The sequence below is a fragment of the Mesorhizobium sp. M0983 genome (assembly GCF_040318975.1).
Classification (GTDB): domain Bacteria; phylum Pseudomonadota; class Alphaproteobacteria; order Rhizobiales; family Rhizobiaceae; genus Mesorhizobium.
In genome coordinates this window covers 35,174-61,031 of the sequence record NZ_JAMYNH010000002.1, presented here as the reverse complement: position 1 = coordinate 61,031, position 25,858 = coordinate 35,174, and the positions used below count along the sequence as shown (strand labels likewise).

The window sequence follows — 25,858 nt, the reverse complement described above, 5'->3', positions numbered from 1 at the left end:
TGTCGGCTTCTCGACATTGTCGCGTCGCACCCGTGTCGCGGTCATTCCTGTCCGAACCGCTTCAGTACGGAGTCGAACGGGACAAAGGTGCGGCCCGGCGTGGCAGCTTTGTTCGGGTCGTGGTCTTTGAGCACCTTGAAGACCCGATGCGTGAGCGGCGAGGAAATCGCGAAGTCCTCGTAAGCGCGTTCGAGCGTCGCGCGCACCCGCGCGGCAATCACCTGGTCGGGCAGACCGGAGAAATCTTCTTCGGCAAGGTATTGGCCCACGCGCTTCATGATATGGAGCCGCGAGACATTCAGCACCTTCGGGTCATAGGAGACGCCAAGGACTGCGAAGAACTCCTCCGCAGCCGACAGGCGCTTCAGTCGTGCGAGGATGTCGGTGACATCGATGGGGCGGCTGTCAGCGGAACAATTCATTGCATTCTCCCTGGTCGGAAAACTGTGGTGTCGGTGCGCTCGCGCACGGCTGACCTGGACCCGCACAGCTCCGCGAGGGATGCCTCGCTGCACATTCCATCGTAGAGCTCGACCAGTTGAGTTGCAGTGACGGTCGATTTGGTCTTGGCCGCCTCGCGCCGGACGCGGGCCACAATCGCGGCTGCCAGATCCGGGTCGAGATCGCGACCGCTTTCGCTCAGCACATGGGCAATCGCAGTGGCGCCGGAATGCTTGCCGATGACGATACGCCAGCAGCGGCCCACGAGAGCCGGATCGAGCCCCTGATAAGTACGCGAGTCGTTCAGCCCTGCGACGTGAATGCCGGATTCGTGGGTGAAAACATCGGCGCCGACGACCGGCTTAATGGCCGCGGTCTGCCGGCGGGCGGCCCAAGCCACCTGGGCGGCGAGGTCGGGCAATGCGGTCAACTCGATGCCGGTGTCCGCGCCGTCGAGGACCGCTATCGCGGCGGCCACCTCCTCGAGCGCGGCATTGCCCGCACGCTCGCCGAGCCCCAGGACAGTGACGGAGGCATGCCGCGCGCCTGCGCGGATCACGGCCAGCGTGTTGGCGGCAGCAAGTCCTAGATCGTTGTGCGCATGAAATTCAAGGTCGATTGGAGACTGCGACACGAGCTGGGCGACAAGTTCGAAGGCCGAAAAGGGGTCCAGAACGCCAACTGTGTCGGTTAGCCTGACGCGGCTTGCGCCGGCGCGTACAGCCGTCTCGATGACGCGGGCGAGATGATCCCGATCGGCCCGCGAGGCATCCTCGCAGCCCACCGCGACGAAGAAGCCGGCGGCGGCTGCGCGCCTGACCATATGCTCGATGACCTGGAGCGCTCCCGCTTTGTCGAGCCCGAGCTTGGCCGAAAGTTGGATGTCCGACGAAGGCAGCGACAGATTGACGGCCTGGACGCCGCTCTCGATCGCTGCATCGAGATCCAGCGACGTCATCCGGCACCAGGCCATGAGCCGAACCGGGAGACGCCGCGCGACCACGGCGCGAATTGTTTCGATCTCGTCGGCGCCCATGACCGGCGTGCCGATCTCGATTTCTGCGACGCCGGCCGCCGCAAGAGATTGGGCTATCTCCAGCTTTTCCGTCGTCGTAAAGGTGATGCCTGTTGCCTGCTCGCCATCGCGCAAGGTCGTATCGTTGAGAAAGACCTGACGGCTCATGAGCGACTACCGGTTCTTCCGGCGCGGGAGCATAGACCGAATTGAAGGTCTTCGGCACTTCGCTTGCCCGGCCCGGAATTGCGAACGCCACGCAGCCTCTCCACGATTGCGGGCATGACCTCGAGCACCCGGTCGACGTCCGCTTCGCCGTTGTCGCGCGCGAAGGAAAAGCGGACTGCCCCATGTGGCATGTTCATCGCCCTCAAGACATGGCTCGGCTCCAGGGAGCCGGAGCTGCAGGCGGAGCCGGCCGAACAGGCGATACCCACGCGGCTGAGGAGAATTTGGATTGCATCCCCTTGGATAGATTCGAAGGCGATGTTTGCGGTGTTAGGCAACCTCTCCAGCGTGTCGCCAGTGACAAAGGTGTTCGGGATGCGCTGGAGAACCCCGTTCTCAAGGCGATCGCGGAGCGACTTTACCCGTGTGCTCTCGTCGTCCATGAATTTCGAGGCGAGTTCGGCCGCCATGCCGAGCCCGACTATGCCGGGCGTATTCTCGGTGCCCGCACGCCGATCGTACTCTTGGTGCCCTCCCTTGATCAGCGCGTAGAAGTTGACGCCACGTTTTACGAAAAGCGCGCCGATCCCTTTCGGCCCGTGCAGCTTGTGGCCGGAGAGCGACAGCATGTCGATTGCGGTCGACTTCAGGTCCATCGGAAGCTTGCCGACCGCCTGCACAGCATCGGTATGGAAAAGGGCGCCCACTCCCTTGGCCAACTCGGCAAGCCTGGCCACGGGGAAGATCACACCAGTCTCGTTGTTCGCCCACATTATCGAGACGATTGCCACCTGTGGGGTGAGGGCAGCCATATAGGCGTCGAGGTCGAGCCGGCCACGGCAATCCACTGAGATCCTGTGCACTTTGACGCGGCGGGTGTTCTCAAGATGCGCGCAGAGCGTCAGCACGGCGGGATGCTCGACCGCGGACGTCACGATCTCGGTTCGGTTAGGGGCCGCCTCGAGCGCCGAAAGAAGCGCGGCATTGTCGCTTTCTGTCCCACCCGAGGTGAAGGTGATCTCATCGTCGAACTCCGCGCCGATCAGCGCTTGCAACTGCCTCCGCCCCTTTCTCACCGCCGCACTGACTGAGCCGCCAAAAGCGTGCGCCGACGAAGGGTTGCCGAATTGATCCGTAAAGAACGGCAACATCGCTTGCACGACCTCAGGATCGACCCGTGTGGTTGCGTTGTTGTCGAGATAGACAGGCTTCATAGGTGCGATCCTCAGTTGATCAGAATGACGCGAGCGCGAGACCGCCTCATTGAGCCTCTGGCGCATGCGGTTGATGATGATGGTCCCGAACCGGCAGCCGGCGCAGACGCCCGACAGTTTGAAGTAGACGGATCGGCGTCGACATGGACAAGTTCGCAGTCGCCGCCGTCAGCCCGCAGGTAAGGACGCCCGAACGCGACAACGTTATTGATAAGCCGAATTTGGCGCAGCGGCGCGATTTGACGGCCAGCAGCTCGGGTGCCACCAGGAACCGAACTGTTTCGGGAGGCGACGTTCTTTGCATCCTACCGGAAGCGATTGCCTGTCCCAAGATCGGCTTCGACCTTGCCTTGTTCTTGAGGACGGGGACATCTGTTGTGCTGGCCATATAAGCCTCCTCTGCCGCAATGAGTCCATCGGCGGCAATCGCTTCATGGACCCGCGCAGGCGCTTCGGGCGATCAACTAAAGGACTTGCCGCAGCCGCACTTCTCGCGCGCGTTGGGGTTGTCGAAGACAAAGCCGGAAGATTCGAGCCCGGTGACGAAGTCGACGGTCATACCGGCGACATGGGGTTGGGAGCCCGCGTCCACGAACAGCTTGATCCCATCTGTCTCAGTGATCGCGTCGCCCTCGCGCGACACGCTCTCCAGGCCCATTAAGTATTTGAAGCCGGCGCAGCCGCCGGCCTGGACCATGATGCGAAAGCCTTCCGCCGGCTCGCTGGCGCGGGAAAGCGCAGTCTTGACGGCGGCAACAGCGTTGTCGGTGAGCGTAATCATGGCTCCATTCTCCTGCTTGCGCATCACGTTGCATGCACCGTGCCAAAGCAAAAAACCGTTTCAACACAGCGCGACATCTCTGACACTGCTGTGGTTCTGGTGAGCCGGCTGGGAAGGTGTCGGCCAACCGACACGTACTGTCGGGTTTGTCGAGTCCGCCACACGGGGTGTTAGGGCTGAGTTCTTGGCTGAACTCACATTAAACCAATGACCATCGTACAAAAGACTTCTTCTGAGCTTGCTTCGGCGCAATTGGCACGGCTTTTGACAGTCCATTTGGCGAGGCGGAAAGAGACTGCCGATCCACAATCATGTCGTGGGTGCCCTCGCGATCGATGGGGCGAAGGAAGGGAGCAACATGTCAGGTCTGGGTCAGATACGCTTTCTTTGGCAAAGCAGCGCCGCCGTGGCATCCGAATGCCTGATTGGCCGATTGGCGTCGACATCCACAATCGCTCACCACCGCCCAGTGGCCGCCGACCGGCTTGATGGGATCCGATCGGCATGTGCCTGTTCGTGTCACTCGGGTCTCGCCGCTCAGACAGCACGCCCGGTTTCGGGCGAGTGCCGTCGACGTGCGCTCGCTCTCCAGCGACACTCTGTTCTTGGGCGAGCACCAGATCGGGATCGAGGATTACGGCGCGCCCTATCGGCTGAAGATCCCCCGGCAGGGCAGCTGATCCTCAACACGTAGGTGGAAGCAGGGGTAAGACATGGACCAGCGCGAGAAACCGTCGCCGGACGAAATCCGGCGGGCGTGGGAAGACAATCCGAAGACACGCGAGCACGATCTCGCCGCCCGACTGGGCGTTTCGGAAGCGGAACTGGTCGCGGCGCATTGCGGTCACGGATCGGTGCGCATCGAGCCGCGCGTCAGTGATCTGCTGACCGGCCTCGAAGCGGTCGGCGAGGTGATGGCGCTGACCCGCAATGATAGTGCCGTGCACGAAAAGATCGGCGTCTACGACAAAGTGGTCACCGGCAACCAGCATGCCATGGTGCTCGGCGACGACATCGACCTGCGCATCTTCCCGAAAGTGTGGGCGTATGGCTTCGCCGTCGAGAAGCGCGATGGCGACCACATCCGCCGCAGCCTGCAATTCTTTGATGCCACCGGCGAGGCGGTGCACAAGGTGCATCTCAGGCCCGCCTCAAACCTCTACGCCTATCAGAAGCTGATGGCAGAGCTCGAATCCTCGGACCAGGAGCCGATCATATCGGTCAAGGCGAGCGGTGCGGGCGATAACGCAGTGAGTCCGGACCAAGCCGCCACGGTCGAGGACCTACGCGAGCACTGGAGTCGGCTGAGCGACGTGCATCAGTTCTACGATATGTTGAAGACACTCAAGCTCAGCCGCTGCCAGGCGATGCGTATGGCCGGCGAGGACTACGCCTGGCTGCTCGACAATGATGCCGTTGGCACCCTGTTCCAACACGCGGCCGAAGACGAGATGCCGATCATGTGCTTTGTCGGCAATCGTGGCTGCGTCCAGATCCATTCCGGCCCGATCAAGTCGGTCAAGCAGATCGGGCCGCGGATCAATGTGCTCGACGAAACCTTCCACCTGCATCTTAGGACCCATCACATCCGCGAGGTCTGGGCCGTGCGCAAGCCGACGAGGGACGGTCACGTCACGTCTCTCGAAGCCTATGGCGCCGACGGCAAGATGATCATCCAGTTCTTCGGCACGCGCAAGGAAGGCGAACGCGAGCGTGGCGACTGGCGGTTCCTTGCCGAGAACCTGCCACGCATTCCCGGTCCGACCGCTGCATGAGGTAAGATCCAATGCACGCTGTTTTCCGTTTTCGCTCGGCGCTTGCGCCGGTGCTCTTCGTTCTGCTGGCCGTCGCTTTGCCTGCCGAGGCCTATGAGGGCGTAGCTGTCCTTTACGATCTGTCACGTACGATCTGTCACGGATCGCTCGATAGGCGGCTCGATCACCGAGAATCGTCTACGCGCTTAGAGGAAAGTCATCTCGTCGCTCGCAAGTCGACGAGCTACTACCCGAAAGCCGCGCTGAAGGTGCCCGATGTCGGCTACATGCGTCAGCTGTCGGCGCAGGGTGTTCTGTCGGTCAGTCCGTCCAACATTCGGGCCTTGCATGGCAAGGCGCCAAGGAAGCGGTCGATGTGTTGACGAAATCGAACGGGCCCTTCATCGAGCTGCCCGGGCACCACCGCCATAAAGGGGTCCTTGAATGATGCGCGTCGTCTGCCAGGCGCTCGGCGTCGATGCCAAAGGCCGAAAAGTTGGCGCTCGAGATGGATGCAAAGCTGAAGGCAGCCGAAAAGCAGACCGCAGCAATCAAGGAACGCAAGCGCATCCTGTTCCTGCTGTCGGCGCAAGACGGCAAGATCTTTGCCGCGAGCAGCGACACAGCAGGCGACGGCATCATCAAGCTGTTAATGCGGTCGAGTGTTTCTCCGGCTACAGCAGATGTCCGAGGAGGCGATCGTCACTGCCAGGCCGGACATGATCCTGCCGATGAAGAATGCCGGGCCGCCGATATCGGAGGACGAGCTGTTCGCGAACCCCTCCATCGCCTCGACTCACTGGCATAGGCCGCACGCTGATCAGCATGGACGGCTGCTGACCATGTCTGGGAGAATCTTGGCCTTAATCGGGCCGAGTTCAGCCGCCTGCTTGCCACGCATTTTCCGACGCTGGCGCCCGGCAACGCCCAAAACATGGAATGGAAGAAATACCGGAAGCTCTGCGCGGCCGAAGGTTTTTCGCTATGCACCGCCCCCAGTTGCCGGGAATGCAATGATTTCGAAAGCTGCTTCGGCCCGGAGGAAGGCGAAAGCCGCCTCACACGGATCGAGAACGGGATCGAGTTCGATCAAGACTGGCTTTCGCCAGCGGTACAAGGCCGCCAAGGCAAGGTCTATGCTTCGCTCGAGCAGCCCCAAGTACCTACCAGTCGCGATGGCGGCAATTTCGCCTTCGCCGGCGAATTTTCCGAGAAGAGCCGTCAGCTCGCGGAGATCGAGGCGGATCTCGCGATGACAGCGGCAACCTGGGCCACCGGATCGCCGCATAGGCGCTCTATTGCGAGAGGCGGTTCTCGTCGTCGATCAGGATGAGACGGGCCGGGGGAATGTCGGACCACCTCCACAGCACGAGGTTCATATCCTCGGCAGTCGCACCGGCAGCAAAGCTTCGGACAAGGAGGCCGTTGTAGCCGGCGCCAATCAGGCGCCGGGCAAAAGCCTGCGTCTTCGCCTCGCCGCTCGCCTTCATTTGATCACGCCATGTCATGTCGGCGAGGGTCGCGGCGTCCATTCCTTCGGCCGCAAGCGCGGCCGCGTCTCTGCAATCGAAAATGTTGTCGAGGTCGGCGTCATAGGAGACGAGCGTTGTCGGCTGGAGGTTGCCGACCTGGTTGGATTCCCGCAGCGCCGTCATAACGGACAGAGATGTGTAGAGCGCCGGCAGGCCCTTAGGATTGAACCGGCCGCCATAGAGCTCGGCGCCACGTCCCGACAGCGGCTCGCGGGCATATATCGGGTTCAATGTCCGATAGAGCTTGCCGTCATAACGCATGCGCAGGGTCAGGCGTGCACGCCGGAATCGACCGCATCGATATAGTCGAGCACGTCGTCGGCCCGACCGCTGCGCACGAGCTGCATCGCCGTCTGACCGGAAAATCCTGGCAGCGGCTCCGAGCGATACCAGGCATAGGCCATCAGCGCCGAACCGAAGCGCGGCTCGACCTTGTTGATGATCTCGATCATCTCGCGCAAGCGCCGCTGGGTCTTGTCCGACCGGACCCGATCCTTGCGCTGGATCGCGTCCTTGCCCAGCCCGGCCGTGCGAGCGATCTCCTCGCTCGTCGTCCGGAAGGCTTCCGCAATCCGGCGCGGGGCGAAAATCCCGTTATCCGCATATTGGGCCACGCCCATGGCTCAGACCTCGTCTCGACGCCAATGATTCTGACGCAATATAGCGGCAGAATGAGCGGAGTTCAAGAAGAAAGGAAATCAAAGCCCAGCTCGCAGATCGGGCGAGCCGCTGAGGCTTGCGCTCAACCGCGCCGCTCGCGATCCCGCCCTTGGTCCTGCGCAGGCCTGGAAGTCCCTCTTGTCCGGCCGGGCAGGGATGCTTGGCTGCAGTTGCTGATTCCTATCTTCGGTCTCAATCTGTGACCAGACGAGCGTCCCTTGATACACGTCAGCACCCATGAGGTCGATCACAAGGTTATATTGTTCCTGCGTCCCGAAGGATTCGGCGGAAACCTGTTGCACCGGACGGTCACGGTATCGGCATGAGCGGGCACGAAGGACCGTGGCTTGCCGAGGGAAGCGACGACATCTTGCAAGAGAACATGGTCATCAGTGTCGAACCGGGCATCTACTGGCGCCAAGGTGGCTACCGCCATTCCGACACCGTTCTGATCACGGCTGATGGCTACCGAAAGCTGACCGATTTCCCATCTGATCTGGAATCCATGGCCCTCGCCTGAGCGGCCCATCCCTTCAGCCAAAGGCGAGAAAAGATAAAACGCATAATGTCCGCCTGAGCCCATCCAACCGCAGCCGTGCCTCTTCGGCTGTGCAACCGGATTTCAGGATTTTCTGGAAGGTCTCGATCTTCCAGCGCATGGCCTACCAGTCGAGCTTCGCGATGGCATCGTCGTGGGAATGCACGGTCAGTTGGTGATCAGCTTCCAGCCGTTCCTTGGCGATGCTTTGGTTCCTCACGCTCCTGGGCGTACAGCACGTGAGGTCGAGCGCGGGATAGCGCTTCTGTTTGCCGATCGGCGGCAGGACATGGATGCGGCGGTATTTGATCTCGACCGCGTCTCAGGCTTGCCCTTGGCATCGCGAACCTCGACCTCTTGCAGCCCGCTGATCTTTTCCTCATTCATCTCCGGATGGTGTGCTCGCCATCACCCGCCAGGCGATCGACGCAATGGCTTAAATCCAGTGCAGCAGGAGCCAGGCTGAACAGCCCGGTGTCGCGGACTCGACAAAACCGACCGTGGATGTCGGTTGTCGGACGTTGTCCTAAGAATGATGGACAGATGGTCATCAAACTTAGCGGCGGCGGGCCCAGTGCAGGCTGGGCGTCGCTTGATGCAGCGCCATCGGTACGCCTATCCGGCACGCGACTTGCTTCAACAATTTTATCAGCGGGGCGTCAGCAGTGCCTAACGAGCTCTGCGGTGATTGACCAGTCTCTCAACCCTAACGGGGATAAGCGGCGGCTATGCTTTATGACCGCAGCGCGACGAGATGCCCCTTCTGATTGAATTCGCAACCGATCTCATCCGCTCTGGTACGCAGGTGGGCTGTGTCGCGCAACAGAATATCAAGCGCCTGAAGCCGGGACGTATCCATGCTGGTAATCGACTCTATGAACAGAGTGCAACCTCAATCGAGCGCATGAACGCCTGATGTAGAGAAAGCAAAATGGCGACCAATCCCGTTCCAGATCACGTCCCGCCCGAAATGGCGAGGGACTTCAGCCTGTTTACGTCACCAGGGATGTCACCGACGCCCAACGGGGATCCGCAAGCAGCCGTCGCTTGCGTACATGCCGGGCCGCCGATCTTCTATTCGCCCTGCAACACGCGCGATGGGCGGGGTACCTGGGTCATCACTCGCGCCAGTGACCAGCGCCGGGTGCTGCAGGATGCCGAAACGTTTTCGAGCCATCGCAGCATCTTCGCGTCCGCGCTTGGCGAAAACTGGCCGATGATCCCGCTTGAACTGGATCCGCCTGCCCATGGCGTCTTTCGCTCGCTACTCAATCCGCTGCTTTCGCCAAAGCGGGTGATGGCTTTGGAACCGGCTGTCCGCGAACGGGCGATCGAGCTGATCGAAAGGATCGCCGCGTCGGGCACAAGCTGCGACGTCATGAAGGATTTTGCATTTCCTTTCGCAGTCAGCATCTTCCTTCGCTTTCTGGGGCTGCCGGATGACCGACTCGACACATTTGTCGGCTGGGGGAAAGACCTGCTCCACGGTGACGATGTGAAACGCCCGGCGGCGGCCCGGACGATCGTGGCGTTCATCGACGAACTTGCAGCCATGCGCCGCGAGGACGCCGTTGACGATTTCATGACCTTCATCGTGCAGGCACAGGTCGAGGGCCGCCGGCTGACGGACACGCAAGTCCGCGGCATCGGCGTGCTTGTCTTCGTCGCCGGGCTCGACACGGTCGCAGCAGCTATAGGCTTTGACTTGGCCTACCTCGCGCGCAACCTCAAAGATCAGCAATTGCTGCGGAGCGAACCGGAACGGATCGTGCTCGCGGCCGAAGAATTGCTGCGCGTCTATCCGACCGTTCAGTTGATCCGCGTGGCAACGAAAGATATCGACTTCGAAGGCGCGCCCATCCGGAAGGGGGACTATGTTTCCTGCGCCACGATGATTGCCAATCGTGACCCGGCGGAATTCGAATGCCCCAACAAGATCGATTTGGAGCGGGAGGACAACCGCCACGCCGCCTTTGGCTATGGTCCCCACCGTTGCCTTGGCTCGCACCTTGCCCGGCGGGAGATTGTCATTGGCCTGGAGGAGTGGCTGGCGCGCATCCCGGCTTTCAGGATCAAGAGGGGTACGGCACCCATAACCACTGGCGGCCATGTGTTCGGGATCGAAAATTTGATCTTGGACTGGTCTTAGGCCCGCCCCGAGCCGGGGCACAGACAATGGAGGCAGCGCCATGCGCATCATCGTCCAAAATTCCAAATGCCAAGGTCACGCGCGATGCGCGGCGCAAGCGCCCGACATCTTCAAGCTTGATGACGAGGGTTACATCCTACCCGGTGACATTGAAGTTGCGGAAGGGGAGGAGCTGCCTGCATCGCGAGGCGCGCGATCCTGCCCCGAACGGGCGCTGGAACTCGACCGTACACCGGCTGCGCGGGTTGAATAGGACGTCATTCAAATCGAGAGTCTGGCTGGCTTGAATGGGATCGACCATGTGGCCGCACACTGGGAAAAGGACGGCGCGCGATCCCTGTCCCGGCACCGTCCTCATCCAACTGCGCAGGGGGGCATCTGTGCTCTGATGCGCAAACTGCAGGACGCGGGTTGGCGAAACACCTCTCCAATCACAGAATTGGGACAGAGCCGATGGACCAGGCGAAAAAAATTGCCGAACTACTTGACCGTGAGGCGATCCGCGACTGCCTCTATCGGTACTGCCGCGGAATAGACCGCGCGGATGAAGCGGCGCTCCGCAGCGCGTACTGGCCCGATGCGCATGACAATCACCGGGCCAATTGCGGCTCGGCAGAGGGCTTCATCCGGTTTGCGCTCAGCGTCTTCAAGAGCGGACCCCGCAACATCCATCAGATCACGAACGTCCTGATCGAATTCATCAGCTCGGCAGAGGCTGCGGTCGAGAGCTATTTCACCGCGCTGCAACGCGGACTGGACAACGACGGAGAAGTACGCCAGGCGCTCCTCTGCGGCCGATACTGCGATCTGTTTCACAAGAGGGAGGGGGAGTGGCGGATTGCCGAACGGACAGTGGTCTACGATTGGCTCGAAGAGCAGATCCCACCAGCGGTCGTTGAAGCAGAACGGTTCGGCAAGCGACAGCCTATTGGAGCACCGCATCCGCACGATCCGGTTTACACGCTTAAGAAGCGTCGCATTCCTTTTCGCCCTGACGCCTTCAAAGGTTTCGAGTGGGAGGCCGCATCGGCAGTGGGGAAAACAGAGTATACCAATTTTGCAATGCCACAGCGATCCCGGCGAAAGCCTGCCCGGTGAGAATGCGGCCGATAGGAGTGCCTTTTCTCTCCGCGACGGCGTGACGGTCTGCACCCCACGCGGCATCGTCCAACGTGTCGAGATACTCCTGTACCGAGCGGCGTGTGCCGCCATCGTCTCCCAGTCGACCTGCTCCGATCCATCGGCTGAGCGCTGCTTGTTCGCGTCCGCTCTGATGAGGCTGGCATCGACGGCGAAGCCCTCGTTGCCGACGAGATCTTCTTCGATGCAGCGGCGGACCGTAGTCTCGAACAACTCGCGCAGCAGATCGCTGTCGCGAAAGCGGCCGTGCCGGTTCTTGGAGAAAGTGGAATGGTCCGGGACATCACCCTCCAGGCCAAGCCGGCAAAACCAGCGATAGGCGAGATTCAGATGTACTTCCTCGCAGAGCCGGCGCTCGGAGCGGATGCCGAAGCAGTAGCCGACGATCAGCATCCGGATCATCAGTTCCGGATCGATCGAGGGCCGGCCGATCTCGCTATAGAACGGCCGCAGATGCGAGCGCAGTTCGGACAGGTCGACGAACCGGTCAATCGAGCGAAGCAGATGGTCTGATGGCACGTGACGTTCGATGCTGAACTCGTAGAACAGCGCTTCCTGCATCACGGTCCGCTCGCCCATCATCGACTCAATCTCCTTTTCCCAAGGAGACTGAATCAGATGGGATATTCGGCTTGAGCCCCATCTTCGACGGTGATGGACGGAGGTGCTGCGCTCCGAGCTGATGATAGAACGTGGTCTGCAGCTACAGCCACAAGCATCAGGAAAGGAAACGCAGCATGAAGCATTATGCCGGATTGGATATCTCGGTAAAAGAGACCGCCGTTTGCATTGTCGATGAAACTGGCAAGATCTGCCGCGAGGTCAAGGTGGTCAGCCACCCCGACGACCTCACCGCGGTTCTGAAAGATCCCGCCTTGCGCATCGAGCGGATCGGGCTCGAGGCCGGACCGTTGTCGCAATGGCTGTTCGAAGGCCTGGCCAGGGCCGGTTTGCCGGCAATCTGCATCGAGACCCGACACACTAAGGCATTCCTCAAGGCGCGGCCGAACAAGACGGATCGCAATGATGCGCGCGGCATCGCACAGATGATGCGCGTCAACCTGTTCCGCCCGGTGCATGTCAAGACGCTGACGAGCCAGAAGCGCCGCGCGCTGCTGACGGCGCGCAAGCTGCTGCAGGAAAAGGCCCTCGCCATCGAGAACGACCTGCGCGGTCTGATGCGCAATTTTGGGCTCAAGGTTGGCGTCGTCGGGAACGTCAGGTTTGAGGATCGGATTCGCGAGCTCGTCGAAGGACGCTGTGAACTGGCCGAAATTGTCACGCCGCTGCTGGAGGCGCGCTGCAAGCTGTAGGCAGACGGACCCGCAAGAAGAAGCGGTGGCAGAAAGATGTTGCTTTGCCGCGAGATGAACGATGGAAGCGGCGCCTGCCATGGGTGCTCCGCCAGCGCCGGGCTGTGCCGTAGGTCAACTGCGCCAGGATCGAAGCTGCCCTTATCGAACTGTCCATGACAGGCCGGCAGTGCTGCACCTGCCTATCAGACGCCCTCGGATTTAGGGGCGAGAATGAAATCGAAAACGGGCTCAGGCTGGCCAGGCATCGGCTCTCGCAAAGCAGCCGGGAAAGTTGTGGCCGTTTCGGCGTGTACCGCGAGCGCGGCAGGTGTCATTCCGACTGCGGCCTCAAAGGGCCGGCTCGGCAGAGGCGCCAACCGACGAAAAAGTGCTGCAGCTCTCCCCGCATGGCGCGCGGCAGCGACCCGCTTTCCCTCGCGCATCTTCACCCCGGCCGCCGCCAACAGGATCAATCCCTTGAAGAAAGGCGATGCTGAATGCTTTGTTTCGCAGCGTGCCAAAGAGGCTCCCAAGCCTCATGGGCTTCCCAGTAATAGCCGTGATTGAAAAGGTCGATACCCCATCGGAACCCGTTTGAGCTGAGTGATTCCTCGACGGCAACAACGGTCACCGGGTCGCTTTGGTAACTGTGACCCAGCGGGTCGCAAACCGGATGCGGATGTTTGCCAGGCAGGTATGCGTAGCCCGGGAAATTCTTTTCGGGTAGCAAGCGACGACGCGACATAGATCCCAGCAATCATGAAAGCACGTCGATGACAATTCATGTCATATGGAATCTGATGGGACACCGCCCTGCATTGGCTGCTGGGTCCTTCCATCCCTGAGATTTCAGCCTCCGCCGTACACGCACGACGCCGGACGTCTTCGGTGGCAGAGGCCGATAGCGCTTGACCGTCTTGAAGCCCGACTACTCGCGCACCGAAGACTGACGTGCTCTGCGACCAGCAAGCCCGGTCGCAGGGCCGAAGGCGATGCCAGGGTAGTTCGGATCGACCTCCGCCCGGAGCCAGTCGCGCCGGCGTTCAACGTGAGCAGTTTGATGACGGGAACGAAGCCGGGTCTCACTGCGGAGAGGCTGCTGCCGGCGGGGATTCGCGCGCCTGGTGCCTCATCGCCGCCGCGCCATCTGCTTAGCCCGCAAGGTAGGAAGCGGCGCTCAGCCGGCTAGAACCGGGCGAAGTGACCTGAGCTCCGAAGCTCGGCGAGCAGGATGATGGCCGTTCCGCGGTGGTCAACCCTCGCTTGCTCACTCAGCGGAGACGCATACCAGGCAGCCAATTCTGCCACCAAAACGGCGGTGTTCCCGCTTACAGATGCGCATCTAAGTTGTCCGTTCTTGTCCATCACGATTATTGCTGTGCCGGTCACGCCATATCCAATCGCGGCCATCCGCTGAACGCAGATATCGCCGTCGACACGAACATCGAAAAGAACCGATCCTGCGGTTTTCTCCGCAGCGTCAGCCACACGATCACAGAACGGCCGATGCAGGCCTTCGATATTTGCCGAGTGACTGCTCAAACAACGCCAATTCAACATGCTGCGCCACCATGGCTGCGAAAATGCGCGCCGGCTGGCACAATCGACAATAGGCCAGGGCTGACTATCCACGCACCAATCCCCTCCCGATGCCCACATGGCAACTGCGCTCTTGGCCGGCGTCCTCCCAAGCGCCGCCCTTCTTTTCCATAAGCGTTTCGGCTTGCCGGAAATTAGGGTCTCGGTGAATAAATCCGCATGGCTTTTCGGGTGGGTGCTGGCAGGAAGACTTATGCGCGGGCGAGGATGGATTAAGGCGTTGCGTCAGGACGACCCTCGGCAGGTGCGTGCGCATTGCGGAACTGGAGCGCGATCTCATGGCGACCAGATGAGGAGCGGGTCTCGGAATTATTCCTGGACGATTTTCGCGAGTCACATTCTTCCTGCCAATCGAAACCGGCAGATTGCGAATTTGGTGGCGAGTATATTTGTTGGGTGATATATAAATATCATTCAGAGGATATACAAATGCCGCTCTTCATTCGCGATCCCGACGTTGACGCTTTGGCCCTCGAGCTGCAGCAGATCACAAAGGCGCGTAGCAAGACCGAGGCCGTCAGAACCGCCTTGCGCCACGAGATCGAGCGCAACCGCGGCAGCGTCCCACTGCGCGAGAGACTGGCTAAGGTCAAGGAAATGGCACGGCGGATCGGGCCGGCCAATCCTGATTTCGACATGAAGAAATTCACTGACGAAATGTGGGGCGACGACTGATGTTCGTCGACGCGTCGGTGATCGTCGCCATCCTCAACGAGGAGCCTGGCGCGGAAGAACTGGAAAAACGGCTCGCGGCCGCGACCAGCCCGCTGTACGTCTCCCCACTCGTCCGCTTCGAGGCAGTTCAAGGTCTCGCGCGAGCGGCGGCTGAAGCCATCCAGAAGAACACCAAGCCCACGCCCGACATGTTGGCGCGAGCTCGCGACACCGTCGATGCTTTCATAACCGAGGTCGCTGGCAAGGAAATCATGATATCCGGCGATATCGGCAATCGCGCGATCGAAGCCAGCATGAAATATGGCAAGGCTGTGGGGCACAAGGCCGATCTCAATTTCGGGGACTGCTTCGCCTACGCATGTGCGAAGGCTCACCGCTTCCCGTTGCTCTACAAAGGCAACGACTTTTCGCAAACGGATCTGGCTTGAGTTCGCTGAGATCAGTGCGCTCACCCGGCAGGTCAGGGCGTGGCGCGATGACTTTAGCCTTGTCGCGCGGATTTCGCTATCGTTCGTCTCGCTTGCTTCCGTCTCGGCATGGCCCCTCTCAACGTCGTTGAAGGCAGGTGGAAGATATGTGAGGGGCAGTTTTGGGTGTCGAGAATGTGTCGGGTTGGCGTCTTCAACAACATCGGCAAGGCGCATAGAGTCTCAGTAGAAAATCAGGGGATGTCGATGACGCGCCAATCAATGGGCGCCGAGTTCCAGACCGACACCGACACCGAGGTCGTCGCGTATCTCTTGGCAAGACACTGCCGGGATGGCATGAGGCGGCAAGAGGCGATGCGTGCCATGCTGAAACGCGTCAGAGGCGCCTATGCGCTTGCCGTCCTCTTCGAAGATGATCCGTCGACCATCATGGCGGCGCGCAACGGACCACCGCTGGCGATCGGTCACGGCGACGGCGAGATGTTCCTGGGCTCCGACGCGATCGCGCTTGCTCCCTTCACCAATGAAATTACCTATCTCATCGACGGCGACTGGGCCGTTGTCGGCAATTCGGGCGCCCATATCTTCGATTTCGACGGCCATCCCGTCGAGCGTCCGCGCCATACCTCCAGGGCCGCGGCCGATCTGGCCAACAAGGGCAACCATCGCCACTTCATGGAGAAGGAAATTTACGAGCAGCCCGAGGATTTCGCAGCGTATCCGCTGAACGCGGTCGCGATCTCTTCGATGCTGTGGTGGCGACCAATCAGGAGCTGCTTCACCTCCTCAAGGCGCTCGGACACCAGCCATTCGCCTGGAGGCGATAACTACGTCAGCGACATCGACATCGAAAATGCGATCACCCAGCGAAGGGTGCAAATGTCGCTCCGCTGACGCTTCAAAGCCAAGCCCGCGCACCGTCACCGATAAGAGCTTTAGCTATCGCGTTGGGGGCATCATCGCGGCGCCTTCGGAACGTCGAATAGGCCCACCCGCGGCGTTCACACTCGATCTCGGCGCGGGTCTTCGCTTGTCTCCTCGCCCTGTCAGCGCCCTGCAAATGAGCGAAACCAAGCTGTCGCGCGCTCGCTTGTGGAGTGCGCCTTTCGGCCGCCATGCAAGGAAATCATCAACGCTCATCCAATCAACCGGGTTTGTGTCGGCGTCTGGCTGGCTGAATTCCACATACAGATGCAGTTCGTCCGGCACGAAGACGACCCTCCACGATCCTTTGATGTCATTGGCAAGGTTGTAGGCGAGGGCGGTCATGGCGGGGCACTCCTTTCGCCGTGGAGCGTGCCTATCTCACGGGAAAATTCTATCACCAGAAGTTGGTATTGACGCTCGCGCCTTCTCAGAAATGCAACGTCGGCGTGATGCCGAAAGGTGCAGCCGCGCTCCCCGCAAGGGCGCGGGCCTCGGCCTGTGGTGCTCATGCCATCTACTTCGATCCGCAAGATGGAATATGATCTGGATAGAAGGACGCTCTCGGTGTGGTTCGTCGCCAGCGGTAAACGGTACGAGTTTGAGGGGGTACCGCCGGAAACCTTTGCCGCGTTCCGGGCCGCGTTCGCCAAGGGCCGCTATTTCAACGACCACATCCGCAACAATTTCCGCTACCGTCTGGTTGCGAGCGATAGCGACCTAGTACTACAGTTGCGGATGTGATCGACACTTGTAGTGCGCGATGGCGGGGGATGTCACGGTAACGGCTTGTGAGAGACTGACGCGGTAGACGCACATGCATGAACACTTTGCCCATCAGCTACAAGCGCCATCGCTTCCCGCCTCAGATCATCGCCCGTGGGCGTCTGGCTCTATTTTCGATTTCCGCTGAGCCTGGGCCTTAGTCGAGGAAATACTGCTGGAGCGCGGCATAGTTGTTTCCTACGAAACAATCCGGCGTTGGGCAAAGAAGTTCGGCCCGGACTATGCACTTCGCCTTTATCGCAAGAAGCCCAGCCGGAATGACGCGTGGCATCTGGACGAGGTGGTCATCACCATCGCTGGCAGGAAACACTGGCTGTGCGCGCCGTCGATCAGGACGGTTATGTGCTTGACGAGATCGTCCAGGCTCGCCGCAACAGCCAAGGCTGCCAAGCGATTGCTGACCCGGCTTCTGAAGAAGCAGGGCATTGCGCCGAAGCGAATAATCACCGACAAGTTGCGCTCCTATGGTGCGGCGCGTCGCCAGGTCATGCCGAATGTCGAACATCGATCGCATAAGGGCCTGAATAACCGGGCAGAGAATTCGCATGTGCCGCTGCGAAAGCGGGAGCGAACGATGCAGGGTTCAGATCGCCGGGAAATCTGCAACGCTTCGTCTCAATCTTCTCCGCCATCCGAAATCTCTTCGTCCCACCCCGTTCCCAACGATCTGCATTCCAAATTCACCTGCATCGCCTTCAAGCGATCGTGGAATGGGAAGCTGTGTCTGGAACTGTGGTCTGAAATTCATCCGCGATGGCCAACGCATTCGCCGCGCCCGAACGTGACATTGCCCCGGCACCAGATGCGATCCTGTGGCCGGCTGCGCAACCCGGACCAGCTTCGCCGGCCACCCCAGCCGAAGCGCAAACACCTAGCATGCACTAACATCCAACATGGATCACCCGATTGGGGCCGGCCAGTTGTCGGGCTCCGGCGAGGTCACTAGCGCTCGTAAGTAACCGAATCCGACAGCTTGTGTCGTTTTTGTCGGGTCCGCGACACACGGCTTGCTTAGCCAATCTCTTGTTTGCCTCGGGCTAAGCAGCTGAAAAGCAACCACAAATTTTCTTCTCCGGCCCAATCAGCCAAGTTGGCACGAGTCTTGACACTCTTGGTGCAAGGCGGCGAGAGCTGCCAACGGCATTCATGTCGCGGGCAGCCGCCAATAGAACAACGGAAGGAAAACTACATGTCAGGTCTGCCTCCCAAATGGTGCATCCAGGCGGTTAACGAAAGGCCATCCCCTGCCCCAGCGCGCCGTCGATGACCGCATCGGCGTCCAGGCGCTGCTGATCGGTCCGTCGCTGGAGGAAATCTCGACCGAAATGGCTGGCAAGGTGAAGATCACCAAGGTCAATATCGACGACAATCCGGAGATCGCGTCGCAGTTCGGCGTCCGCTCGATCCCGACGTTGATGATCTTCAAGGGCGGCGAAGTCGCCGACACCAAGGTCGGCGCTGCCCAAGACCGCGCTGGCGCACTGGATCAGCGGCAACGTCGCCTGACCGTCCAATAGATTAAGAGCCCGGCCTTCGTACCGGGCTTTTTGTGGCTGAATATCAGCTCGGCGGCGTGCCGTTTTCGGCGAGCACCGCGCCGACGAGATAGAGCGCTCCGCCGATCAGGATGCGCGGCGGCGTTTCGCTTGGGTCCCAGGTGTCGCGCAGCAGCATCAGCGCGTTGGCGACCGAACTCATGGGTTCGGCCGACGGCAAAATAGTACGAGGAAACCGATGCCCCCAACCACCCGTCGTCATGCCCTCCGCGCGCTCGCTGCCCTTTGGCGAAGCATGAGACTCTACAAATTTCTTATCAAAATGGCCGCAATGGTGGCCATCATCGTCGCTCACCGTATCGTCACCGGCAGTTGTATAGACCACAGCACGGCGTTCGCATGCTTCGCGGTGATGGGGGCCTTCAGTGTGATCGATGCATATTTCACGCCGACGGTCAGCCGGCGCCGCTCGGGAGAAGGCGAATGATCGACATTCCCCGCCTCGCCCTATCCGCCCGTCAGCCGTGGGCCACGACTTTGGCCCTCGGGTGGAAAACCATGACCAGTCGTCGCCGTTGCGGGTGAACACACGCGCCTCGCCGTTCTCTACGATGATCTGCGCGCGGTAGCCGTCGAATTTGACTTCGTGAATCCAGCCTTCGCCCTTAGGCGGCTGATCCACCAGGGTCGGTATTTGCGGGGGGCTGAACTCGAGCCGGGACGCGGCGACAGAACGTTTACTCATGCCGCGTGAATCTAATGATTGAATCGTATTTTAGGCGTCTCTGAAATGCAAAAAGCCGCCGCTCGGCGAAGGGTGGCAAGCGGCTAGATGGGGCGGAGCTATTAGTATCGTGCCTGGCGGCGAGTAACCTTGAGCGTCTCGAGCTGCATCAGCACCGTATTGCAGAGCCTGCCTATAACAGGCCCCGTACCGTCGTCGCGCTTTCCGAAGAAGTCCTCTGCCCACGGCAACCAGAGCGTCCTATCGAGGACAAAGCATGTTGCCTGCGGCATTCCGAATCACATGCGAGATGAGGGTTGCCGACTAATGGGTTTGGCAGGCATGAGTGGCGCCAACGGCACACGGCCGGACATATAACGCTAAATAGTACGAGTAAACCGATGCCACTCTTCACCCGTCGTCATGCCCTCTGCGGCCTCGCTGCCCTTTTTGGTGGAAAACACGCCCATGCTCGATATTCTGTATCTAGCGAGCCACCCGACTCAACGCGGGAGCCCACGAGTTCTTTTCGTGAGAAAATCGTGGGCGGCGAGCTGACCACGTTCGAAGAGCATCCTTGGCAGGTCGAACTCAATATTGAAGGGGATGGCTATAGCGTCATTTGCGGTGGAGCGGTGATCGGAGCGCGATGGATCCTCACAGCGGCGCACTGTGTAGCGGGTGCAACAGCCAAGCACGTCCAGGCCATAGTAGTCGATGGCGTTTCGTTGGATGTAGTGGAGATTATTGTTCACGAAAAATATAAGCATGATGAAGAGAGGCAGAAGGAATACCCACCCGCACATGATCTGGCGCTCGTGCGGGTGCACAGTACGCGACCCGCAGCGGTCATTCGCCTTGCTACCCCCACGACGCAAATTCCTATTGGCAAGGAGCTTATCGTGACGGGCAAGGGAAAGACAGAAGATCGAGAATCATCAGACCAGCTCCGAGAGGGCAAGGTCCCGTACGTCGACAACGAAACGTGCAGCCGCAAATATGATGGGATCCTTCCTGGGATGATGTGCGCCGGAAAGGAAAACGGCGGGCCCGATTCTTGCCAAGGGGACAGTGGAGGTCCTTTGATCAAACGCGATAGCCAAGGCAAGGCCATCTTGGTTGGAATTACATCGTGGGGGGAAGGATGCGGAACGACATACGGTTTGTATACGCGCGTGTCGCATTATTACGAGTGGATCATGAAACATACCGGTGACTGAGGCGGCGAGTCGGGATGCGTGCAGGATGGAAAGTTCACGTTGCCGCGTCTATCCGAATGCGCAGAATCTCCCAACAACCGGAGTTCGGTGTAACAGGTATCCTCACCATGTCCCATGAATGCTGTGCAGGCTAGTACTACAGTTGCAGATGCCGATGCCGTTTGTAGTGACAGATGATGGCCGCAGCCTGATGTCGTCGTCGCCATAGCGACCAGGCTAAGATGAAGGGCTTTTGTGTCGGTGGGAAGATGAGGATCCGGGCGAGGAGATAGCGGATCTCGGGGACGCTCGGGACGAGCGCAGCCATCCGGATCAGGCGGCGATTGGCTCCTTTGGACTCGTTTCGTTCGGTTTGCTCGATGCGCTGCGGCGAAGATCAGCCGATAGCTTCGAGAGGAATGCCAGGGCGGCCATGCACAGGCTCATATGGCGATGCCATCCGTGCCAGGACCGAGCCTCGCAATGATCAAGTCCGAGATCATCCTTGGCGCGCTCAAAACACTCCTCGATCGCCCAGCGCAGGCCGGCCACTGCCGCCAATTCGGCCAAGGAGGAAGCGGGCGGGGCGAAGACCAGGTAGTAGGCTTTTTCTCCGGATGTCGATCGCTTGCGGCGGACGAGAAGCCAGTGCTCGAAGCCGCCTTTTGACGTTCAAGGGCGGCGGATGCGTGCCCAGTCGTAGAGCCGAGGCCCTTTGGCGCCTTCACCTGCCGCATGACAGGCCCAGTCGTGGGGCTCGAACTCGCTGGCCAGTTCCTCGGGCGAGGTTTCCTCAAACAGACGATCCCCTCCAGGGCGCCGGCATCGAGCGCCGCCTCGACCATGGCGCGCGCCATCTTTGGCTTGGTTGCAAAATCGACCGTCTCCGGGATCGACGCCCTGGCACATCGCGCCCGATCCTTTGTCCATCTCTCCAGCAGATAAAGGCGACGATCAACCAGCGCTTGGCCGTAGCGGCTCGCGTAAGCCAAGAACACGCCGATCTGGCTGTTCTCGATCCGCCCCGCCGTTCCCGAGTACTGACGCGCGACACCGGCGGAACGATCGCCCTTCTTCACAAATCCCGTCTCGTCGACGATCAGGACGCCATCCTCATCGCCAACGCCTCCACCACCCGCGAACCTCGTCTCGGAGCCGGTCAGCGTCCCAGTGGCTGCGCCCCAACAGCGACTGCATCCGATACGGCCGCTCCGCTCGGACTGCTCGGCCATCAGCCAGCCTGTCTTGCGCTCAATGCCGGAAAGAAGGCCGTCAAGAAAATCTGCGCCCGTCTCCCGCAACTCACGACGAGGAAGCACCCGCGCAACCCGCGCCTTCAGCGCCGTGAGCTCCTGCTCCCAAGCCAACAACGACCCTGACCACGAAGCGACAGACATGGTTCCCTCCACAACCTGTCGAGTGAATCAGAACATCAAATGATCCGCAACTGTAGTACTAGGATGACCTGACCTGTCGGTGGCTCAATTCCTCCTGTCGCTCCAATCGGCGGTTGTTAGACGCTTTGCCGCTGTTGCGCTTAGGGTCGTTTACGATCCGCGCTCACTCGAAAAAGCCCCCCCCCGTGTCCCTCCGCCTGGTGCAAGCGCTTGATTCGGTCCCGTCCTCCTGGCAGTGCGGCGGGACTTTTTTGCGGTCCAGGTGGAGCGTCCGCGCGCGGGGAAGGGGCGGTGCACGCAGCACCCTTTTCTGATCCAATGTACGTCGCTGGCGCTGAAGGGTCTCAAGGTCGGTCTGCCGCCGGAGCTCAACTGCTGCTGGACTATTGCTCGACCGGAAGCGGCTCGTGCTGCGGCTCAGCGCGGTGGAACACCTGTCCAAGATCGCGCGCGTCGAACGTTTGGCCGCAGACTGGGCAGTAGACAAAGTGCTTCGACTCGTCCTCTACCGGCCCGTCATGCGGCCTGCCCTCATAGCCCGTCGCGATGTTGTCGGTTCTAATCCGGGGCATCGACAAGTGCCTTTCGTCGTTTTGGCGGCCGATACTTCTCCACCAACCGGACCTTCTCACGGTCGACCGTGACCAGCGGCCGAGGTCGATCGTCACGGTGCCCTCGTCGATGCGCGTGACCTCGCCCCTTTCAGGGCGATTTGCTGGCCTCGGTCACCTGGGTGTGGTCGATGATGGAATGTGGGAAGTCGTAACCCGGGATCGAGACGCTTACGCGGTCCTCTGTTACCCGCCTTAGAACCGTGGCCATGATGGCCACTGGTCGCCAATGCCTGTCCGCGAGCCATACCATGGATTCTGGTGCGGGCAGCGTCTTCTTCAAGAGGCTTCTAATATACGCCGTCCTAATACGACCGGAGTTACAAAATTGAACTTCATCGGGGAACACTCCTTCTGTCTGCCTGTTGGATTTGCCAGCGCATCCCGCGCATTCAGACAGGAGAAAGAAGAAGAAACGCATCCTTTTGGCTCCGGCCGTGCTGGCGGTGTCGGCCGGGCTTTCCTTTGCCCAGACGACCAGCGGAACTTCGAGCGGAACCTCGACGAGTGGAAGCTCGACCACGACAACAATGCCCAGCACAACGGATCAGGGCACCGGCACGACGAGCAGCGGGACCAACCTGTCCGGCGATCAGGCAGGGCTATCGCATATGAGTGATGGCATTGATGAGATAGTCGTCGTTCCAGGCGCATTTCTTGATGCGATGGCTGATGGGAACTTTGGCAGCATCGGCGGCCTGAAGGATGTTTCTGGCGAGGCGATTGAGAAGGGCTGTGTTGGCGGGGGCATTGTCCTTGCGGGCACGGCTGAGATCCTCATCGAGATGGACATCGAGCATCCAATGCAGGCCGTTCTCGATCTGCCAATGAGCTCTAGTGAGGTCGAGCGCCCGCTGCGGCGACATGAGCGTGGAGGCCATGAACAGGCGCATCAACGGCTTGGCCTGATCGCGTCGGCTGGTGATGCGGATGAAGGCCAGGTGGCCGGGCATCAGCGGCTCGGCCGCCGCCACGATCTCGGCCTGCCGCCACTCGTTGCGGCCGTGGCTGGTCTCGGTCCGCTCGGCAATGGAAGGGGTGGCGTCGGCCAGTTGCAGGTTGGCACGGCGCAGCCAATGACGACGGTTGCCCTTCAGCGCAAGCAGGTAATCGCCACCTCTTTGGGTAATGGCCGCAGCCATGCGGGTGTGGCAGTGGAGCGCATCGGCGGTGACCAATCTGCCCGTAAGATCAATGAGTTCGACGACCTTGAGCGCGGCCTCGACTTCGTTCTCACCATCGCTCGGCGAGACTGCCGCCAGGCACAGCCGGGTCTCGGCGGCGAAGGCCGACACCGTCAACGGCGGACTGGCTGCCAAGCCCTTCTCGTAGGCTCGCCGCAAAGCCTTGCCGTCAAGCGACACCACCTCGGGCGTCTCTCGGCTGGCTCGGGCGAAAGCTGCGGCAAAGGCAGCAAAGGCGCGACCAAAGGCCTCCGGGTCGAGCAGACGCAGCAGCCGCGAGAAGGTGTCGTGGCTGGGAGCTGCGTCATAGTCGATCAGCCGCGACAGCGCCTGCTTGCGCTCCTGCGCGAACAGGGCAAATTCCGTCGCATTGCTGGCGCCGCACAGGCTTGCTGCGATCATCATCACGATCAGGTCGCCAAGCCGGTGCGTGGCGTTGGGCGCGCGTGGATCAGGCACCGCGCCAAAGTAGCTCTCAAGGCAGGAAATGGCAGTCGCTCCTTCGCTCAACTGCCTCTCCAAAGAATCCTTTCTCAGCCTAAACTCAACCCCAAAATCGCCATATGCGATTCCCCTGGGCGATCAGGGCACCGACACGACCACCACCAGCGGCACCACAAATCCGAACTCGGCCAGGGACTGCGCGCCCGGCCAGCAGACTGGCAGCGCTCAGCAGGCGGCGCCTGGTCAGCAGGACACGGCAGCCAACACCGCCGCGCCGGGCCAGGTGAAAAAGACCGGTGAAGGTTGCTGATTGGCACATCGGCTCAGGTTGGAATCACCAGCGTGTGGCTGGCTGGTCTCCCCGACCGCCGGCTAAATCAACTCGGCTGGCGAGCAAGTTGCCGCCAGCCGAGCATCAGTTCAGGAACCTTTGCGCTTGCTTGTGCTTTCAGTGGGGCACGCCTGGCTTCTTTTTGCTTTCGGTCAGATAGATATCCGTCTGCTCGCGCATCTTGCCTGAAGGGAGTTGCGGTCGCGCTCAGAGGACAGGCTAACAGGTGATTTCGATCGATGCGCTGTATTGCCGATAGCGCTCCAGCGATTCGAACCCCCACATCGGACAGCGTTTTCGGGGTTGATGGTTGCGGCCGGCTTTGCAGTGGTTCCGGAGGAACGGAGCTTCCGCCGCGTTGCCCGGCCGGCTCAACCCACTACTGACTTCTGCGAGCCAAAGCCGGCGATCTCAACTCGTAGAAGTGAGCGGACCGTCTCGCCAGCTCGCAAAATTCGTTGGTGTCAAACCTGTAAAACGGCGGAACTCACGAACGGCGTGCGGTTGATCAAAGTAGGCCTCATTGACCTGACGCTGCAACAGCGTGGCATCCAACCCTCCTCTGCCGGCGTCATAGCTGAGGTTGGCGCAGCCATCTGGAAAGTCGCCCTAGAGAATTGGCGCAAATACGAAATTGAACGAAGGTTCGCAAGTCACGTCTAGGAGGCGCTTGCCGCGTCCCAGAGGGAGTTACATCTTTTTGTTGAAGATGGAGTCGGCGATGTAGCCGGCAAATGAAGAAGGCAACTCTACAACTGACGTGTTTGACTCTGCCTTGGGCTTGTGTCCCCGGTCAGCAGCTATACATTCAGAACATTGCCCTCGGAAGCGAGCCAGCTATGCTAACGTCACGCGCTGGTGGGTGCTCGGTCGGGAGATGCCACCGGCTATGATCGGACGACCCTCCACCTTCGCACCCGGGAACAGGAATTTGGAAGCTTCATGCGAGATCTGGCGCAAAGCGGGATCGAGATCTTGAAGATCTACGAACGTCCGACATTCCAGGAATTGGATGATCATCACTACCTGATCGATATGTCAGGTCATGCAAGTGACGAAAAAATGCTTTCATTTCTAAATGGACGCCGCCATCTTCCTATACTGGGGTCTTATCCCCGGTGCTATTGAGCGAGCGGTAGCAAATCCGGAAGCGTCGGAGAGGCGCATCTTTACGGCGTCGGTCATGCGGGTGAAATCCTCAGCGTCTGCGACGGCGAGGATACGATTTCGACGGCGAGCTCGATCGCATGATCATGGTTCTCGACCATTGCCGGCCTTTGCATTGCCTGCGGAGCCTGGCGCCCGCTTCTGCCCGAAGAACTGCCCGACCCATGTTGCGGCCGACCGGGTCGCTGCATGACTTGATAGGACAA

Annotated in this window: 27 protein-coding genes and 9 pseudogenes; 20 read left to right on the top strand and 16 right to left on the bottom strand. The window is 60.4% G+C overall.

Annotated elements, in window-relative coordinates; all coding sequences use genetic code 11:
- Window positions 1-41: 41 nt before the first annotated feature.
- From nifW to NKH71_RS03795, 4 genes are all read right to left on the bottom strand, one after another.
- Complete coding sequence (gene nifW / locus NKH71_RS03810; protein WP_023723066.1) at window positions 42-422, bottom strand: nitrogenase stabilizing/protective protein NifW; 381 nt, start codon at window positions 420-422, stop codon at window positions 42-44.
- Window positions 419-1,624, bottom strand: a complete 1,206-nt coding sequence (locus NKH71_RS03805) for a hydroxymethylglutaryl-CoA lyase-like TIM-barrel protein (protein ID WP_352894497.1) — start codon at window positions 1,622-1,624, stop codon at window positions 419-421. The genes nifW and NKH71_RS03805 overlap by 4 nt, the downstream gene beginning before the upstream one ends.
- Window positions 1,621-2,838, bottom strand: a complete 1,218-nt coding sequence (gene nifS / locus NKH71_RS03800) for a cysteine desulfurase NifS (protein WP_352894496.1) — start codon at window positions 2,836-2,838, stop codon at window positions 1,621-1,623. Before nifS ends, NKH71_RS03805 begins: the two co-directional genes overlap by 4 nt.
- A 460-nt stretch (window positions 2,839-3,298) precedes the next feature.
- A complete protein-coding gene (locus tag NKH71_RS03795) occupies window positions 3,299-3,619 on the bottom strand; it encodes a HesB/IscA family protein (RefSeq protein ID WP_031195445.1) in 321 nt (106 codons plus the stop codon).
- Window positions 3,620-4,044: 425 nt separating this feature from the next.
- On the opposite strand from NKH71_RS03795, the gene NKH71_RS03790 reads away from it, so the two are divergent.
- The 5 genes and pseudogenes from NKH71_RS03790 to NKH71_RS03770 form a co-directional block, all read left to right on the top strand.
- On the top strand, window positions 4,045-4,299 hold the full coding sequence (locus NKH71_RS03790) for a hypothetical protein (protein ID WP_352894494.1): 255 nt from the start codon (window positions 4,045-4,047) through the stop codon (window positions 4,297-4,299).
- 33 nt (window positions 4,300-4,332) lie between these two features.
- Complete coding sequence (locus NKH71_RS03785; protein ID WP_352894492.1) at window positions 4,333-5,394, top strand: hemin-degrading factor; 1,062 nt, start codon at window positions 4,333-4,335, stop codon at window positions 5,392-5,394.
- Window positions 5,395-5,405: 11 nt separating this feature from the next.
- Window positions 5,406-5,756 carry a TroA family protein gene (locus tag NKH71_RS03780; RefSeq protein WP_352894491.1) on the top strand — a complete coding sequence of 117 codons (351 nt, stop codon included), beginning with the start codon at window positions 5,406-5,408 and terminating at the stop codon, window positions 5,754-5,756.
- Window positions 5,757-5,851: 95 nt separating this feature from the next.
- Window positions 5,852-6,181: a TroA family protein gene (locus NKH71_RS03775; protein ID WP_352894489.1), complete on the top strand. Its 330-nt coding sequence runs from the start codon at window positions 5,852-5,854 to the stop codon at window positions 6,179-6,181.
- Window positions 6,182-6,211: 30 nt separating this feature from the next.
- Window positions 6,212-6,457: pseudogene (locus NKH71_RS03770) on the top strand (nitrogen fixation protein NifQ); the annotation flags it as partial.
- Window positions 6,458-6,668: 211 nt separating this feature from the next.
- Here the strand turns inward: NKH71_RS03770 and NKH71_RS03765 are convergent.
- Together NKH71_RS03765 and NKH71_RS03760 are read right to left on the bottom strand one after the other, a co-directional pair.
- Window positions 6,669-7,166 carry an RES family NAD+ phosphorylase gene (locus NKH71_RS03765; RefSeq protein WP_352894487.1) on the bottom strand — a complete coding sequence of 166 codons (498 nt, stop codon included), beginning with the start codon at window positions 7,164-7,166 and terminating at the stop codon, window positions 6,669-6,671.
- Window positions 7,167-7,174: 8 nt separating this feature from the next.
- Window positions 7,175-7,525 carry an MbcA/ParS/Xre antitoxin family protein gene (locus NKH71_RS03760; protein ID WP_023723076.1) on the bottom strand — a complete coding sequence of 117 codons (351 nt, stop codon included), beginning with the start codon at window positions 7,523-7,525 and terminating at the stop codon, window positions 7,175-7,177.
- A 299-nt stretch (window positions 7,526-7,824) separates the two neighbouring features.
- Between NKH71_RS03760 and NKH71_RS03755 the strand changes: the two genes are divergently transcribed.
- The 4 genes from NKH71_RS03755 to NKH71_RS03740 all read left to right on the top strand — a co-directional run bounded on the left by NKH71_RS03755 (window position 7,825) and on the right by NKH71_RS03740 (window position 11,350).
- Window positions 7,825-8,085 carry a M24 family metallopeptidase gene (locus NKH71_RS03755; protein WP_352894668.1) on the top strand — a complete coding sequence of 87 codons (261 nt, stop codon included), beginning with the start codon at window positions 7,825-7,827 and terminating at the stop codon, window positions 8,083-8,085.
- 949 nt (window positions 8,086-9,034) lie between these two features.
- On the top strand, window positions 9,035-10,252 hold the full coding sequence (locus tag NKH71_RS03750) for a cytochrome P450 (protein ID WP_352894484.1): 1,218 nt from the start codon (window positions 9,035-9,037) through the stop codon (window positions 10,250-10,252).
- Window positions 10,253-10,292: 40 nt separating this feature from the next.
- A complete protein-coding gene (locus NKH71_RS03745) occupies window positions 10,293-10,505 on the top strand; it encodes a ferredoxin (RefSeq protein WP_031195447.1) in 213 nt (70 codons plus the stop codon).
- A 200-nt stretch (window positions 10,506-10,705) separates the two neighbouring features.
- Window positions 10,706-11,350 (top strand): nuclear transport factor 2 family protein, encoded by a 645-nt coding sequence (locus tag NKH71_RS03740; RefSeq protein ID WP_352894482.1) that lies wholly within the window; start codon window positions 10,706-10,708, stop codon window positions 11,348-11,350.
- A gap of 49 nt (window positions 11,351-11,399) precedes the next feature.
- Here NKH71_RS03740 and NKH71_RS03735 read toward each other — a convergent pair.
- Window positions 11,400-11,974 (bottom strand): annotated as a pseudogene (locus tag NKH71_RS03735) (transposase); the annotation flags it as partial.
- A gap of 155 nt (window positions 11,975-12,129) precedes the next feature.
- Between NKH71_RS03735 and NKH71_RS03730 the strand changes: the two are divergent.
- Window positions 12,130-12,702: pseudogene (locus NKH71_RS03730) on the top strand (IS110 family transposase); the annotation flags it as partial.
- A gap of 454 nt (window positions 12,703-13,156) precedes the next feature.
- Here the strand turns inward: NKH71_RS03730 and NKH71_RS03725 are convergent.
- Both NKH71_RS03725 and NKH71_RS03720 read right to left on the bottom strand, forming a co-directional pair.
- On the bottom strand, window positions 13,157-13,432 hold the full coding sequence (locus tag NKH71_RS03725; protein ID WP_352894480.1) for a DUF309 domain-containing protein: 276 nt from the start codon (window positions 13,430-13,432) through the stop codon (window positions 13,157-13,159).
- 440 nt (window positions 13,433-13,872) lie between these two features.
- A pseudogene (locus tag NKH71_RS03720) lies at window positions 13,873-14,260 on the bottom strand (hypothetical protein).
- Between the two features lie 455 nt (window positions 14,261-14,715).
- Here NKH71_RS03720 and NKH71_RS03715 point away from each other — a divergent pair.
- From NKH71_RS03715 to NKH71_RS03705, 3 genes and pseudogenes are all read left to right on the top strand, one after another.
- A complete protein-coding gene (locus tag NKH71_RS03715; protein WP_023723084.1) occupies window positions 14,716-14,961 on the top strand; it encodes a type II toxin-antitoxin system VapB family antitoxin in 246 nt (81 codons plus the stop codon).
- A complete protein-coding gene (locus NKH71_RS03710) occupies window positions 14,961-15,389 on the top strand; it encodes a type II toxin-antitoxin system VapC family toxin (RefSeq protein ID WP_023723085.1) in 429 nt (142 codons plus the stop codon). Before NKH71_RS03715 ends, NKH71_RS03710 begins: the two co-directional genes overlap by 1 nt.
- Window positions 15,390-15,653: 264 nt before the next feature.
- Window positions 15,654-16,103, top strand: a pseudogene (locus NKH71_RS03705) (glutamine--fructose-6-phosphate transaminase (isomerizing)); the annotation flags it as partial.
- 225 nt (window positions 16,104-16,328) lie between these two features.
- Here the strand turns inward: NKH71_RS03705 and NKH71_RS03700 are convergent.
- Window positions 16,329-16,658 (bottom strand): hypothetical protein, encoded by a 330-nt coding sequence (locus NKH71_RS03700; protein ID WP_352684152.1) that lies wholly within the window; start codon window positions 16,656-16,658, stop codon window positions 16,329-16,331.
- A gap of 165 nt (window positions 16,659-16,823) precedes the next feature.
- On the opposite strand from NKH71_RS03700, the gene NKH71_RS03695 reads away from it, so the two are divergent.
- The 3 genes and pseudogenes from NKH71_RS03695 to NKH71_RS03685 form a co-directional block, all read left to right on the top strand.
- Window positions 16,824-17,057: a KTSC domain-containing protein gene (locus NKH71_RS03695; RefSeq protein WP_352684156.1), complete on the top strand. Its 234-nt coding sequence runs from the start codon at window positions 16,824-16,826 to the stop codon at window positions 17,055-17,057.
- A gap of 322 nt (window positions 17,058-17,379) precedes the next feature.
- A complete protein-coding gene (locus tag NKH71_RS03690) occupies window positions 17,380-18,045 on the top strand; it encodes a DDE-type integrase/transposase/recombinase (protein ID WP_352894474.1) in 666 nt (221 codons plus the stop codon).
- Between the two features lie 343 nt (window positions 18,046-18,388).
- A pseudogene (locus tag NKH71_RS03685) lies at window positions 18,389-18,605 on the top strand (thioredoxin domain-containing protein); the annotation flags it as partial.
- A 54-nt stretch (window positions 18,606-18,659) separates the two neighbouring features.
- Here NKH71_RS03685 and NKH71_RS03680 read toward each other — a convergent pair.
- Window positions 18,660-18,809: pseudogene (locus NKH71_RS03680) on the bottom strand (bifunctional folylpolyglutamate synthase/dihydrofolate synthase); the annotation flags it as partial.
- A gap of 911 nt (window positions 18,810-19,720) precedes the next feature.
- Between NKH71_RS03680 and NKH71_RS03675 the strand changes: the two are divergent.
- A complete protein-coding gene (locus NKH71_RS03675) occupies window positions 19,721-20,539 on the top strand; it encodes a serine protease (protein WP_352894472.1) in 819 nt (272 codons plus the stop codon).
- Between the two features lie 312 nt (window positions 20,540-20,851).
- On the opposite strand, the gene NKH71_RS03670 is transcribed toward NKH71_RS03675, so the two are convergent.
- Window positions 20,852-21,070 (bottom strand): hypothetical protein, encoded by a 219-nt coding sequence (locus tag NKH71_RS03670; protein WP_352894470.1) that lies wholly within the window; start codon window positions 21,068-21,070, stop codon window positions 20,852-20,854.
- Between NKH71_RS03670 and NKH71_RS03665 the strand changes: the two genes are divergently transcribed.
- Complete coding sequence (locus NKH71_RS03665) at window positions 21,002-21,187, top strand: hypothetical protein (RefSeq protein ID WP_352894676.1); 186 nt, start codon at window positions 21,002-21,004, stop codon at window positions 21,185-21,187. The genes NKH71_RS03670 and NKH71_RS03665 overlap by 69 nt on opposite strands.
- A 191-nt stretch (window positions 21,188-21,378) precedes the next feature.
- Here NKH71_RS03665 and NKH71_RS03660 read toward each other — a convergent pair.
- The 4 genes and pseudogenes from NKH71_RS03660 to NKH71_RS03645 form a co-directional block, all read right to left on the bottom strand.
- Window positions 21,379-21,915: pseudogene (locus tag NKH71_RS03660) on the bottom strand (transposase); the annotation flags it as partial.
- Between the two features lie 383 nt (window positions 21,916-22,298).
- The gene (locus NKH71_RS03655) at window positions 22,299-22,487 is read right to left on the bottom strand and encodes a hypothetical protein (protein ID WP_352894469.1); all 189 of its coding nucleotides are present in this window, start codon (window positions 22,485-22,487) and stop codon (window positions 22,299-22,301) included.
- A gap of 130 nt (window positions 22,488-22,617) precedes the next feature.
- Window positions 22,618-23,067 (bottom strand): hypothetical protein, encoded by a 450-nt coding sequence (locus NKH71_RS03650; RefSeq protein ID WP_352894468.1) that lies wholly within the window; start codon window positions 23,065-23,067, stop codon window positions 22,618-22,620.
- A gap of 61 nt (window positions 23,068-23,128) precedes the next feature.
- Window positions 23,129-24,220 carry an ISAs1 family transposase gene (locus tag NKH71_RS03645; protein ID WP_352458930.1) on the bottom strand — a complete coding sequence of 364 codons (1,092 nt, stop codon included), beginning with the start codon at window positions 24,218-24,220 and terminating at the stop codon, window positions 23,129-23,131.
- On the opposite strand from NKH71_RS03645, the gene NKH71_RS03640 reads away from it, so the two are divergent.
- On the top strand, window positions 24,198-24,464 hold the full coding sequence (locus tag NKH71_RS03640) for a hypothetical protein (RefSeq protein WP_352894466.1): 267 nt from the start codon (window positions 24,198-24,200) through the stop codon (window positions 24,462-24,464). The genes NKH71_RS03645 and NKH71_RS03640 overlap by 23 nt on opposite strands.
- Before the next feature lie 1,185 nt (window positions 24,465-25,649).
- Window positions 25,650-25,845 (top strand): annotated as a pseudogene (locus tag NKH71_RS03635) (ferredoxin family protein); the annotation flags it as partial.
- Window positions 25,846-25,858: the final 13 nt, after the last annotated feature.

Bases quoted from the DNA above. Each gene is read 5' to 3' on its own strand.
- NKH71_RS03760 (WP_023723076.1), bottom strand. From the start codon at position 7,525: ATGGGCGTGGCCCAATATGCGGATAACGGGATTTTCGCCCCGCGCCGG.
- NKH71_RS03655 (WP_352894469.1), bottom strand. From the start codon at position 22,487: ATGCCCCGGATTAGAACCGACAACATCGCGACGGGCTATGAGGGCAGG.
- NKH71_RS03765 (WP_352894487.1), bottom strand. From the start codon at position 7,166: ATGCGTTATGACGGCAAGCTCTATCGGACATTGAACCCGATATATGCC.
- NKH71_RS03750 (WP_352894484.1), top strand. From the start codon at position 9,035: ATGGCGACCAATCCCGTTCCAGATCACGTCCCGCCCGAAATGGCGAGG.
- NKH71_RS03710 (WP_023723085.1), top strand. From the start codon at position 14,961: ATGTTCGTCGACGCGTCGGTGATCGTCGCCATCCTCAACGAGGAGCCT.
- NKH71_RS03715 (WP_023723084.1), top strand. From the start codon at position 14,716: ATGCCGCTCTTCATTCGCGATCCCGACGTTGACGCTTTGGCCCTCGAG.
- NKH71_RS03725 (WP_352894480.1), bottom strand. From the start codon at position 13,432: ATGTCGCGTCGTCGCTTGCTACCCGAAAAGAATTTCCCGGGCTACGCA.
- NKH71_RS03775 (WP_352894489.1), top strand. From the start codon at position 5,852: ATGCCAAAGGCCGAAAAGTTGGCGCTCGAGATGGATGCAAAGCTGAAG.
- NKH71_RS03795 (WP_031195445.1), bottom strand. From the start codon at position 3,619: ATGATTACGCTCACCGACAACGCTGTTGCCGCCGTCAAGACTGCGCTT.
- NKH71_RS03695 (WP_352684156.1), top strand. From the start codon at position 16,824: ATGCCATCTACTTCGATCCGCAAGATGGAATATGATCTGGATAGAAGG.
- NKH71_RS03780 (WP_352894491.1), top strand. From the start codon at position 5,406: ATGCACGCTGTTTTCCGTTTTCGCTCGGCGCTTGCGCCGGTGCTCTTC.
- NKH71_RS03740 (WP_352894482.1), top strand. From the start codon at position 10,706: ATGGACCAGGCGAAAAAAATTGCCGAACTACTTGACCGTGAGGCGATC.
- NKH71_RS03785 (WP_352894492.1), top strand. From the start codon at position 4,333: ATGGACCAGCGCGAGAAACCGTCGCCGGACGAAATCCGGCGGGCGTGG.
- NKH71_RS03665 (WP_352894676.1), top strand. From the start codon at position 21,002: ATGATCAAGTCCGAGATCATCCTTGGCGCGCTCAAAACACTCCTCGAT.
- nifW (WP_023723066.1), bottom strand. From the start codon at position 422: ATGAATTGTTCCGCTGACAGCCGCCCCATCGATGTCACCGACATCCTC.
- NKH71_RS03675 (WP_352894472.1), top strand. From the start codon at position 19,721: ATGCCACTCTTCACCCGTCGTCATGCCCTCTGCGGCCTCGCTGCCCTT.
- NKH71_RS03700 (WP_352684152.1), bottom strand. From the start codon at position 16,658: ATGACCGCCCTCGCCTACAACCTTGCCAATGACATCAAAGGATCGTGG.
- NKH71_RS03805 (WP_352894497.1), bottom strand. From the start codon at position 1,624: ATGAGCCGTCAGGTCTTTCTCAACGATACGACCTTGCGCGATGGCGAG.
- nifS (WP_352894496.1), bottom strand. From the start codon at position 2,838: ATGAAGCCTGTCTATCTCGACAACAACGCAACCACACGGGTCGATCCT.
- NKH71_RS03640 (WP_352894466.1), top strand. From the start codon at position 24,198: ATGGCAGTCGCTCCTTCGCTCAACTGCCTCTCCAAAGAATCCTTTCTC.
- NKH71_RS03745 (WP_031195447.1), top strand. From the start codon at position 10,293: ATGCGCATCATCGTCCAAAATTCCAAATGCCAAGGTCACGCGCGATGC.